Below are 11042 nucleotides of genomic sequence, written 5' to 3' on the forward strand. Positions count from 1 at the left end.
GGGCGCGGTCGAGGGCACGACCGCGGGCGCTCGCGGTCAGTCCGTCGACTCCTCGGTTGCCGGCGGCATGGTCGCCGGCGTCGCCGCCTACACGCTGTGGGGATTCTTTCCCGCCTTCTTCCCCCTTCTCGAGCCGGCGGGTGCGCTCGAGATCCTCGGCAACCGCATCGTCTGGTCGCTGGTCGTCATGGCGATCGTGCTCACCGTTCTGCGCCGCTGGCGGGACCTGTTCTCCGTGGACCGGGCCTCGTGGGGCTGGATCTTCGGCGCCGCCGTGTTCGTCTCCGCCAACTGGGGCGTGTACGTCTACACTGTCAACTCCGGTCGGGTCACGGAGGCGGCCCTCGGATACACGATCAACCCGCTGGTCAGCGTTCTGCTCGGGGTCCTCATTTTCCGTGAACGACTCACTCGCCCACAGTGGCTGGCCGTCGGCCTCGCCGTCGTCGCCGTGGGGGTTCTCACCGCCGGCTACGGTCACTTTCCCACTCTCTCGGTGATTCTCGCGGTGAGCTTCGGCCTGTACGGGGTCTTCAAGAAGAAGCTGCGCGTCGACCCGGTGATCGGCATGACCGGCGAGGTCGCGGTGGTCGCCCCGTTCGCCCTGGCGCTGCTGCTGTGGCTCGGCGCGACCGGCGCCGGCACCTTCACCGGACACGGTGCCGGTCACACGGCGCTGCTCATCACCTCCGGACTGGTCACGGTGGTGCCGCTGTTGCTGTTCGCATTCGCCGCGCAGCGCATCCCGCTCGCCACCGTCGGCATGCTCCAGTACATCGTCCCGGTGCTGCAGATGGCGTGGGGACTGATCGTCGTGGGGGAGCGGCTCGATGCCGTGCAGTGGGTCGGTTTCGCCCTCATCTGGGTCGCGGTCATCGCGTTCACGCTGGCAGGCAGGTCGCCGCGCAGGGCGTACCGGACGGCACGCGCCGGCGACTCGGACCCTGTCGTAGATCCGACCTAGACTGGGCCGGACTAGTCGTAGGAGGAATGCTGCGTGGCCGGATCCCAGTTCGTGCATCTGCACAATCACACCGAGTTCTCGATGCTCGACGGGATGGCACAGATCGATCCCCTCTTCGCGGAGGCATCCCGGCTCGGGATGCCGGCGGTGGGGATGACGGACCACGGCAACATGTACGGGTCGTCGGACTTCTACAAGCAGGCCAAGAAGACCGGCATCAAGCCGATCATCGGGATCGAGGCCTACGTCGCGCCCGAGTCGCGGTTCGAGAAGAAGCGCATCCTGTGGGGCGAGAAGCACCAGAAGAGTGACGATGTCGCGGGCTCGGGTGCCTACACCCATATGACCATGGTCGCGGAGAACGCCACAGGGCTGCGCAACCTGTTCCGGCTGTCCTCGCTCGCCTCCTACGAGGGGCAGCTGGGCAAGTGGGCCCGCATGGACGCCGAGATCCTGGCCGAGTACTCCGAGGGCATCATCGCCACCTCCGGCTGCCCGTCCGGCGAGATCCAGACCCGGCTGCGCCTGGGCCACATCAAGGAGGCGTACGAGGCCGCCGAGAAGTGGCAGTCCATCTTCGGCAAGGACAATTTCTTCCTCGAGCTGATGGACCACGGGATCGACATCGAGCGCCGCGTCCGCGAGGACCTGCTCAAGCTCGGCAAGGACCTGGGGATGCCGCCGCTGGTCACCAACGACTGCCATTACGTCACCCGCGAGCAGGCTCACGCCCACGAGGCCATGCTCTGCGTGCAGACCGGCAAGACCCTCGCCGACGAGGGACGCTTCAAGTTCGACGGTGACGGATACTTCCTCAAGACCGCCGAGGAGATGCGCGCCCAGTGGGATTCCGAGGTCCCCGGCGGGTGCGACAACACGCTGTGGATCGCCGAGCGCGTCCAGCCGTATGACGACATCTGGACGCCCCGGGACCGGATGCCCAAGTTCCCCGTGCCCGACGGGCATACCCAGGACACCTGGCTCGCCGAGGAGGTCCAACGCGGACTCGAGTGGCGTTTCCCGGACGGCGTTCCGCAGGAGTACCTCGACCGCGCCAAGTTCGAGCTCGAGGTCATCGAGGGCAAGGGCTACCCCGGCTACTTCCTCGTGGTCGGCGACCTCATCGACCACGCCCGCTCGATCGGCATCAAGGTCGGCCCGGGCCGAGGCTCCGCCGCCGGCGCGCTGGTCGCCTACGCGCTCAAGATCACCAACATCGACCCGATCGAGCACGGTTTGCTGTTCGAGAGATTCCTCAACCCGGAGCGACCGTCCGCGCCGGATATCGATATCGACTTCGACGACCGCCGCCGCGGCGAGATGATCCGCTACGCCTCGGACAAGTGGGGCGCGGACAAGATCGCCCAGGTCATCACGTTCGGCACCATCAAGACCAAGGCCGCCATCAAGGACTCGGCGCGGGTCAACTTCGGCCAGCCCGGCTACGCGATCGCCGACCGGATCACCAAGGCACTCCCGCCTCCGATCATGGCCAAGGACATCCCGCTGGCCGGCATCACCGACCCGAAGCACGAGCGGTACGGCGAGGCCGCCGAGGTGCGGTCGCTGATCGAGACCGATCCGGACGTCAAGCGGATCTACGAGACGGCCCGCGGCTTCGAGGGCATGGTCCGGCAGGCCGGCGTGCACGCCTGTGCGGTGATCATGTCCTCCGAGCCGCTGCTCGACGTGATCCCCATGTGGAAGCGCGCGCAGGACGGCGCCCTCATCACCGGCTGGGACTATCCCTCCTGTGAGGACATCGGCCTGCTCAAGATGGACTTCCTGGGCCTACGAAACCTCACCGTGATCGGTGACTGCCTGGAGAACATCAAGCTCAACCGCGGCGAGGAAATCGACCTCGACACGCTGTCCACCGACGACCAGGCGACGTACGACCTGCTCGCCCGAGGCGACACCCTCGGAGTGTTCCAGCTCGACTCCGGTGGCATGCGCGAGCTGCTCAAGCGGATGAAGCCCACCGGCTTCAACGACATCGTGGCCGCCCTCGCCCTGTACCGACCCGGCCCGATGGGCATGGGTACGCACTGGAACTACGCCGACCGTAAGAACGGCAAGCAGGAATTGGTGCCCATCCACCCCGAGCTCGAGGAACCGCTCAAGGACATCCTCGGCGAGACCCATGGCCTGATCGTGTACCAGGAGCAGATCATGGCCATCTCCCGCGAACTCGCGGGATACACCGCCGGTGAGGCCGACGGCTTCCGTAAGGCCATGGGTAAAAAGAAGGCCGAGGTGCTGGCCGCCGAGTACGAGAAGTTCTCCGGCGGCATGTTCGAGCGCGGATTCTCCAAGGACGCCGTGGACGCACTGTGGGGCACCATCGAGCCGTTCGCCTCGTACGCGTTCAACAAGTCGCACGCCGCCGGCTACGGCCTGGTCTCGTTCTGGACCGGCTACCTCAAGGCCAACTACCCGGCCGAGTACATGGCCGCCCTGCTCACCTCCGTCGGTGACGACAAGGACAAGGCGGCCCTGTACCTGTCCAACTGCCGGCAGATGGGCATCAGGGTCCTGCCGCCGTCGGTCAACGACTCGCTCACCAACTTCGCGTCGGTGGGCGAGGACATCCGCTTCGGGATGGGCGCCGTCCGCAACGTCGGCGCCCACGTGGTGGACTCGATCGTGTCGGCCCGTGAAGACAAGGGCGCATTCACCGACTTCTCCGACTATCTGGCGAAGATCGACCAGACCGCCTGCACCAAGAAGGTCACCGAATCCCTCATCAAGGCAGGGGCGTTCGACGCACTCGGACATCCCCGCAAGGGCCTGTTCCTCGTCCACGCCGATGCCGTGGAATCGGTCATGTCCACCAAGAAGGCCGAGGCCGTGGGCCAGTTCGACCTGTTCGGCGGGGGAGATACCGATGACGGGGGCGCTGCGTCCTCCTTCGGCGATGTCTTCGCCGTGAAGGTGCCGGACGAGGAATGGGATACCAAGCAGAAACTCGCGCTGGAACGCGAGATGCTCGGCCTGTACGTCTCCGGCCATCCCCTTGACGGTCTCGAGGCCTCACTCGAGGCCAAGACCGACACGTCGATCGCGACGATCCACGAGGGCGAACTCGCGCACGGCACCGCGGTGACCATCGGCGGGATCATTTCGGGCGTCGACCGCCGGGTCAACAAAAACGGCGAGCCGTGGGCGATCGTCACGATCGAGGACTTCAACGGCAGCGTCGAGGTGCTGTTCTTCCCCAAGACGTACCGGATCGCCGCCATGGACATCGCCGAGGACTCCGTGGTGCTGGTCAAGGCACGCATCAATATCCGTGAGGACCGTGTCTCGGTGTTCGGCGACACCCTCGAGGTCCCGGACCTGGTGGTCGGCGGCAACGGTGCGCCGCTCGCGCTGACACTGCCCACCCGGATCTGCACCATCGAGACCGTCACCGCTCTCAAACAGGTGCTCACCCGCCACCCGGGGCCATCCGACGTGCACCTGCGACTGGTCAGCGGGGACTCGTCCACCGTCCTGCGGCTGGATGACCATCTGAGGGTCGAAACGTCCTCGTCACTCATGGGAGACCTCAAGGCGCTCCTGGGACCGGGGTGCCTCACCGGGTGAGGCTGGCCGTGCCCGTCACATGACCGGTTGGCGGCGGTGACGGTGGCGGTGGGACACTGGTGTCCGTGACCGCCACTGACTCCGCCACCGACCAGGTCGTGACCACTGACGACATCGACGCCGCCGCCCGCCGGATCGGCGACGTGATTCGGTCGACGGCCCTGGAGACGAGTGAGCGTCTCAGCGAGGAGACCGGCGCCCGCATCCTGCTCAAGCGTGAGGACCAGCAGGACGTCCGCTCCTACAAGATCCGTGGCGCCTACAACCTCATGGCGCAGCTGAACTCGGATGAGCGCAGTGCCGGAGTCGTGACCGCGAGCGCCGGAAACCACGCCCAGGGCGTCGCGTTCGCCTGCCGGGTACTCGGCATCAACGGGCGCATCTACGTCCCCGGCAACACGCCCAAGCAGAAGCGGGACCGCATCCTGTCCCACGGCCGCAACTGGGTGGAACTCGTGGTGACGGGGGCCAATTTCGACGCGGCACAGGCAGCCGCCCGCGCGGACGCCGAACGGACCGGGGCCACCATGGTGCCGCCGTTCGACCACCCCGAAACCATGGCCGGCCAGGGCACCATCGCCGCCGAGATCCTCGCGCAACTCGACCAGGCCCCCGACGCCGTGGTGGTGCCCGTCGGCGGCGGCGGGCTGGTCGGCGGAATCGCGACCTACCTGGCCGAGTACGCGCCGGATTGCAAGATCATCGCAGTGGAGCCCGCCGGGGCGGCCTCGTTGACCAAAGCGCTCGAGGTGGGCGAGCCCGTCACCCTCGACCACGTGGACACGTTCGTCGACGGCGCGTCCGTCGCCCGGCTCGGAGACTTCCCGTACGGGGTGATCTCGTCCATGACCGAGCGCATCCAGGTTCTCACGGTGGACGAGGGCGCGGTGTGTACCGCGATGCTCGACCTCTACCAGAACGAGGGCGTGATTGCTGAGCCCGCCGGAGCGCTGTCCGTGACGGCTCTGGAACAGCTCGACATCGACCGCGACGCCACCGTCGTGTGTGTGATCTCCGGCGGCAACAATGACGTCTCGCGCTACAGCGAGATCATCGAACGCTCGTTGGTTCACCAGGGGCTCAAGCACTACTTCCTGGTCAAGTTCCCGCAGGAGCCCGGTCAGCTGCGTCGCTTCCTCGACGAGGTCCTGGGCCCGGAAGACGACATCACCCAGTTCGAGTACCTCAAGCGCAACAACCGTGAGATCGGTGCCGCACTCGTGGGTATCGAGCTCGGCTCGCCGACGGGCCTGCACTCGCTGCTGGAGCGGATGGACGCCTCCCGCATCGAATGCGAGCGACTCGAGCCCGGCACCGCCGCATACGAATACCTAACCTGAGACGAACCGCCGCGCCTACCGGGCCCGCAGTACCGCGAACCCGAACGCCTGGCAGAACACCGAATCCGGGTCGACCTCCGCGCCCGAGGTGAGAAGTGTCTCGCCGGCCTGGGAGATCGTGTCGGGCATCGGAACCCGGCACGGCTCGGTGCCCAGGTTCACCACCAGCACGACAGGCCCGCGGGTGACCGTCATCCACCGGTCATCGGCGGCCTCGGTCCCCGTCTCTACAGAAACAGAGCGCAGCCATGGATCGCTCAGTTCCGGCGTTGCGCGACGAAGTGCGATGAGCTCGCGGTAGCCGGCGAGGATCGCGGCGTGCGGCTCGAGAGCCTGCTCGGAGCGGTCGAGCTTTGACCGCTGGAACGTCTCCGGATCCTGCGGGTCCGCCACTTTCGCCGGATCCCAGCCCATCTCCGCGAACTCCCGGCGTCGGCCGGTGCGCACCGCGTCGGCCAACTCGGGCTCGGGATGGGAGGAGAAGTAGCAGAACGGCGTCCCCGCGCCCCACTCTTCGCCCTGGAACAGCATCGGCGTGAACGGCGAACACAGCACGAGCGCGGCCTTGGCCAGCTGTTGCTGCGGCGAGAGGTTCATCGATGGCCGGTCGCCCGCCGCCCGGTTGCCCACCTGGTCGTGGGTCAGGGTGTAGGCCACGAACCGTGACCCCGGCACCCTGTCCACGTCGACCGGTCGGCCGTGAACCCGGCCGCGGAACGCCGACCACGTCCCGTCGTGGACGAACGCGCCGGTCAGGGCCCTGGTCAGCGTCTCGAGCGACCCGAAGTCGGCAAAATAGCCCTGACGCTCGCCGGACACGGCGGAGTGGATGGCGTGATGCACGTCGTCGCACCACTGGCCGTCCAGACCCAGCCCGCCGGCCGCGCGGGCGGTGACCGTGCGGGGATTGTTCTGGTCTGACTCCGCGATCAGTGACAGCGGCCTGCCCAGATGCGCCGACAGTGCCTCGGTGGCCACGGCCAACTCCTCCAGCAGGTGCACGGCGGAATCGTCGTGCAGGGCGTGTACCGCATCCAGGCGCAGGGCATCGACGTGGAACTCGTCGAACCAACGCAGTGCATTGTCGACGATGTAGCGCCGCACCTCGCCGGAATCCCGGCCGTCCAGGTTCAGGCCGGACCCCCACGGCCCGTCCGCGGCGGACAGGTACGGGCCGAACTCCGGCAGGTAATTCCCTGACGGCCCCAGGTGGTTGTAGACCACGTCCAGGCACACCGCGAGCCCGCGAGCATGGCAGGCGTCGACGAACGCCTGGAACGCGTCCGGCCCACCATAGGCCTCGTGCACCGCGAACCACGCCACGCCGTCGTAGCCCCAGCCGTGCTCACCGTTGAAGGCGTTGACCGGCATCACCTCGACCATGTCCACGCCCAGGTCGACCAACTCGTCGAGGTGCTCGATCGCGCTGGTCAGCGTCCCACCGTCCGAGAACGTGCCCACGTGCAACTCGTAGATGACCGAGCCGGCCAACTGCCGCCCGGTCCAGGACGAGTCGGTCCAGATTGCCGGGTCGAGTCGATGCACGCGGGACAGCCCGTGCACACCGTAGGGCTGACGCGGAGAACGGGGATCGGGCCGGACGGGCCCGGCTCCGCCGGCGGGGCCGGTGTCGACGTTGTCGTCGTCGTCCCCATCACCCGGGGTGACCACGAACCCGTAGTCCCTTCCCACCTCCCGTCGGACCTCGGAGACCCACCACCCGCCGGCGCCGCGGCGTAGGGGGACGGGCGCGGCGCCGGGGGAGTCCAGCACCAGTCCGACGGCGCGAGCGTGCGGTGCCCAGACCGAGAAGACGTCGGGGTCGGGGCGGTGGTGGGCACCGTGATCGGCGTGGCGGTGAGGGGCGTGGTGGGAACTGGTCGCGGGGCGCGGGGAGATCACACCGCCCAGGGTAGGCAAGTGCCGCGCCGCGCACATCGCGATACTGGAGGGATGGACCCGACCGCGCCCCGAGACCTCCGGCTCTCCGCCGGCCCCGACGTGACGGGGGAATACGAGGAGAAGCGCTCCAGGTTCGTCGCAGTGCTGAGACGGTGCGACGACGACGAGAGCGCCCGCGCGCTGATCGCCGAACTCCGGGCCACGTATCCCACCGCTCGTCACCACTGCAGTGCCTATCTGGTGGACGTGGACGGGGCCGGCCGGATCGAGCGGTCTAATGACGACGGCGAACCCTCCGGGACCGCCGGCACGCCGATGCTGGACGTGCTGCGCGGGAGCGGGCTGACCGGCGTGTGCGCGGTGGTCGTCCGCTGGTTCGGCGGTACCAAGCTCGGTACGGGTGGGCTGGCCAGGGCTTATGCGGCGGCCGTGGGCGCCGCGGTCGACGAGGCGTGGCGCTCCGGCCTGGTCGTGGAGGTCGTTCGCACGCCCGCGTGGGTCGCCGAGGTGGATCACTCCGTGGCCGGTGGGCTCGAGTCGGCGGTGCGTGCGGCCGGTGCGCAGGTCCTGGACGTGGACTACGGACGGCGGGTCCGGATGAGGGTGGCCGGCGAGCTGGACGTACTCGGGCCGATCCTCGCGACCCGCACGTCCGGGGGTGCCGAGTGGGAGTCCGTGGGGGTCGCGACCACCGAGAACGCGGCCTCACGCGCAGATATGGAATCCTGAAGGTATGAGCATGCAGCCCTACCAGCCGAACTCGATTGAGCTTAAGAAACAGCAGGTCCGCAAGAACTCGCGGAACACGGCGATTGCTCTGGGCGTGACGGTTGTGTCGCTGCCGGTCGGGTTGTGGGTGGCAAGTGGTTTCACGGTGATCGCGATTCTCGCTGGCATTGCGACGATCTACTACGGGCTCAAGGTCCGCAAGGCGATCAGCGGCAAGGACAAGCCGAAAGAACTGTACTGACCGGGAGCGGTCGCAGTCCCGCCTTCAGCCGTCAGCCGTCACGCGTGGCGGCGCACCACGTCTGACAGGTCCGCACGCTCGGTGCGGAACGCATTGGCCGGGTGCTCGGTGTCGGCGTAGCCGAAGGCGATGCCACACACGATGAGCCGGTCCTCCGGGATGTCCAGGTGCTCGCGGACCGCGTCGGAGTACAGCGCCAGCGCCGCCTGGGCGCAGGTGGCCACCCCCAGTGACGTCGCTGCCGCGAGGAACGTGGACACATAGGCGCCACAGTCGACCGCGCCGTAGGTGCCCAGGCCGGCGTCAGAGGTGATGATCGCGACGTGCGGTGCTCCGAAGAAGCGGTAGTTCTCGAGCATCTGGCGGGTACGGGCATCGTGGTCGGACCGCTCGATTCCCAGCGCCGAGTAGAGCCCGTATCCGCTGGCCCGACGACGGTCTTTGTAGACCCCCTCGTAGCGCTCGGGCGCCGGCAGATCCGACCCCATGCCGTTGGCCGCCACGTGATCCATCAGCGCCTTGCTGAACGCGGCCGTGGCGGAGCCTGATACGAGCTCGACCTGCCAGGCCTGCGAATTGCACCAGGACGCTGTCCGCTGCGACATCTGCAGGATCCGCTCGATCGTCTCCTCGGGAATGGTCTCAGAGGTGAACGCACGGCAGCTGTGGCGATCATCGAGGACCTTCTCGAGAACGTCGGCGGCGGTGGCAAGGGCGGTGGTGTCGGACACGGGGCCTCCGGAGGTGATTCGCTATCTGTGAGCCCAGTCTCGCACGTTGCCGGATCCGCACGGGCGCCGCATTCAACCCCATGCTCAGGGTGGGTGCTGATCTACCTATCGGATCGCGAATTGCCCATCTGCTGTCGTCCTGCCCATGCGAGGCTGAATTGCCTAGCGGGCCCCATATGCAAGTCGGAATGCGATGGGTCAGACGAATCCATGTGGGTAGATCGAAATTGAATGGGCAGATCGTCCATTTGAATCGATACCGAATTAGTGGTTTGGCGTCGCGACCAGCAGATGCTGGCCATTCCGCACTTCACGGATCTCTTGTCCACATGCTTCTGCCCGTCCACAGGCAGAGCGTCGTTCGTGCTCTCCTGGCGATTCTGCGTTCAATCGCAAATGATCATCGTGGTATGACATCTATCAAGGAACTACGTTCGCTGTTGTTGACGACCGAGCAACTCCTCGACAGGGGCATGGTAAGTCAGGGGATGAGCCGAGCTGTGGAGGAAGGGGGTCTTGTCCGGCTCAGACCCGGGTACTACGTCGACGCGTCGGCTCGGGAGCTCTCCCGGAAGGACCGCCATTTACTGTGTGTCCTCGCGACTGACGAGGCTCTCGACTCACCGGTGTTCTCCCATTCGTCTGCGGCTTTGATTCATGGATTGCCGGATTGGGATCTTCCGCTGGGAAGGGTCGATGTGTGCACGGCGGCCGAGGTCTCTCGAACTCGTACGACACACAGGGTGAGATTCCGCAGCCGAGAACTCGATCAAGACGAAGTGCTGATCGTTGACGGCCTGAAGGTCACCAGCCCGACTCGGACTGTCGCGGATCTTGCCCTCACTACTCGCCGGGATACGGCCGTCTCGGTGGCGGATGCTGCTCTTGCTCGCAACCTGACTTCTGTTCCAGAGCTTCAGCAGACTCTCGAGGACATGTCCGGAAAGTCCGGGATCAAACGTGCACGACGGTCACTGCAGCTGGTCGATAGCAGAAGCGAAAGCGTGGCGGAAACACGGAGCCGATTGATCTTCGCCGACTACGGGATCCCGGAGCCAGAATTGCAAGTGAGGATTGACGACCACGACGGCAATCGCGTCGCACGGGTGGATTTCCTGTGGCGTGAATACGGAGTGATCGGCGAATGTGATGGTTTCGGCAAGTACTTCGACGGCGTTGACATAACCGAGACTCGCCGTCGCCTTGCCGCCGAGAAAGATCGCGATGCAGCCCTCATCGGTCTCGGCTATCGGGTGTTCCACTGGCGATGGGATGATCTCGACAATCCGCAATTGCTGGCCGAGCGGATACTGCGGGTGCTCTTTCCTACCGCCGGATAGCTCGGCGAGCGTGCCTATTGGATGAGCGTGGAAGCCAGAAGTGACCGGGCGTCAGTCGGCGCGACTATTCCGGCGCGCCCGGCCAATCAAGCCGCAATCGGCCCATCCGAACACGATCTGCCCATATCGCCTCGTCTTGCCTATCGCAGTCCGACTTGCACATGGGGCCCGCTAGCCTGGGTGATTCACGGGGATCTGCGGATCGCT

8 protein-coding genes are annotated in these 11042 nt (G+C 66.5%); 6 read left to right on the top strand and 2 right to left on the bottom strand.

Annotated features, from left to right (window positions below):
* The first annotated feature begins 67 nt into the window (after positions 1 to 67).
* From rarD to ilvA, 3 genes are all read left to right on the top strand, one after another.
* The gene (rarD, locus tag G6016_RS05380) at positions 68 to 964 is read left to right on the top strand and encodes an EamA family transporter RarD (RefSeq protein ID WP_182631671.1); all 897 of its coding nucleotides are present in this window, start codon (positions 68 to 70) and stop codon (positions 962 to 964) included.
* A gap of 33 nt (positions 965 to 997) precedes the next feature.
* On the top strand, positions 998 to 4552 hold the full coding sequence (gene dnaE, locus G6016_RS05385; RefSeq protein ID WP_182631665.1) for a DNA polymerase III subunit alpha: 3555 nt from the start codon (positions 998 to 1000) through the stop codon (positions 4550 to 4552).
* 65 nt (positions 4553 to 4617) lie between these two features.
* Entirely contained in the window at positions 4618 to 5892 is a 1275-nt protein-coding gene (ilvA, locus tag G6016_RS05390) for a threonine ammonia-lyase IlvA (RefSeq protein ID WP_182631666.1), read from the top strand.
* 15 nt (positions 5893 to 5907) lie between these two features.
* Here the strand turns inward: ilvA and treZ are convergent, their stop codons facing one another.
* Positions 5908 to 7794 carry a malto-oligosyltrehalose trehalohydrolase gene (gene treZ, locus G6016_RS05395; RefSeq protein WP_338403526.1) on the bottom strand — a complete coding sequence of 629 codons (1887 nt, stop codon included), beginning with the start codon at positions 7792 to 7794 and terminating at the stop codon, positions 5908 to 5910.
* 51 nt (positions 7795 to 7845) lie between these two features.
* Between treZ and G6016_RS05400 the strand changes: the two genes are divergently transcribed.
* Together G6016_RS05400 and G6016_RS05405 are read left to right on the top strand one after the other, a co-directional pair.
* Positions 7846 to 8523 (top strand): IMPACT family protein, encoded by a 678-nt coding sequence (locus G6016_RS05400; RefSeq protein ID WP_182631668.1) that lies wholly within the window; start codon positions 7846 to 7848, stop codon positions 8521 to 8523.
* 4 nt (positions 8524 to 8527) lie between these two features.
* Complete coding sequence (locus G6016_RS05405; protein WP_182631669.1) at positions 8528 to 8764, top strand: hypothetical protein; 237 nt, start codon at positions 8528 to 8530, stop codon at positions 8762 to 8764.
* Between the two features lie 38 nt (positions 8765 to 8802).
* Here G6016_RS05405 and G6016_RS05410 read toward each other — a convergent pair whose 3' ends face one another.
* On the bottom strand, positions 8803 to 9495 hold the full coding sequence (locus tag G6016_RS05410; protein WP_338403528.1) for a nitroreductase: 693 nt from the start codon (positions 9493 to 9495) through the stop codon (positions 8803 to 8805).
* A 410-nt stretch (positions 9496 to 9905) separates the two neighbouring features.
* Between G6016_RS05410 and G6016_RS05415 the strand changes: the two genes are divergently transcribed.
* On the top strand, positions 9906 to 10835 hold the full coding sequence (locus tag G6016_RS05415; protein ID WP_182631670.1) for a type IV toxin-antitoxin system AbiEi family antitoxin: 930 nt from the start codon (positions 9906 to 9908) through the stop codon (positions 10833 to 10835).
* Positions 10836 to 11042 lie beyond the last annotated feature (207 nt).

The organism is Dietzia aerolata (genome assembly GCF_014144865.1).
Lineage (GTDB): Bacteria > Actinomycetota > Actinomycetes > Mycobacteriales > Mycobacteriaceae > Dietzia > Dietzia aerolata.

What these genes read in the sequence shown, in the direction of transcription:
- rarD (WP_182631671.1), top strand. Translation starts at nt 68, where the DNA reads ATGGTCGCCGGCGTCGCCGCCTACACGCTGTGGGGATTCTTTCCCGCC.
- G6016_RS05400 (WP_182631668.1), top strand. Translation starts at nt 7,846, where the DNA reads ATGGACCCGACCGCGCCCCGAGACCTCCGGCTCTCCGCCGGCCCCGAC.
- G6016_RS05405 (WP_182631669.1), top strand. Translation starts at nt 8,528, where the DNA reads ATGAGCATGCAGCCCTACCAGCCGAACTCGATTGAGCTTAAGAAACAG.
- G6016_RS05415 (WP_182631670.1), top strand. Translation starts at nt 9,906, where the DNA reads ATGACATCTATCAAGGAACTACGTTCGCTGTTGTTGACGACCGAGCAA.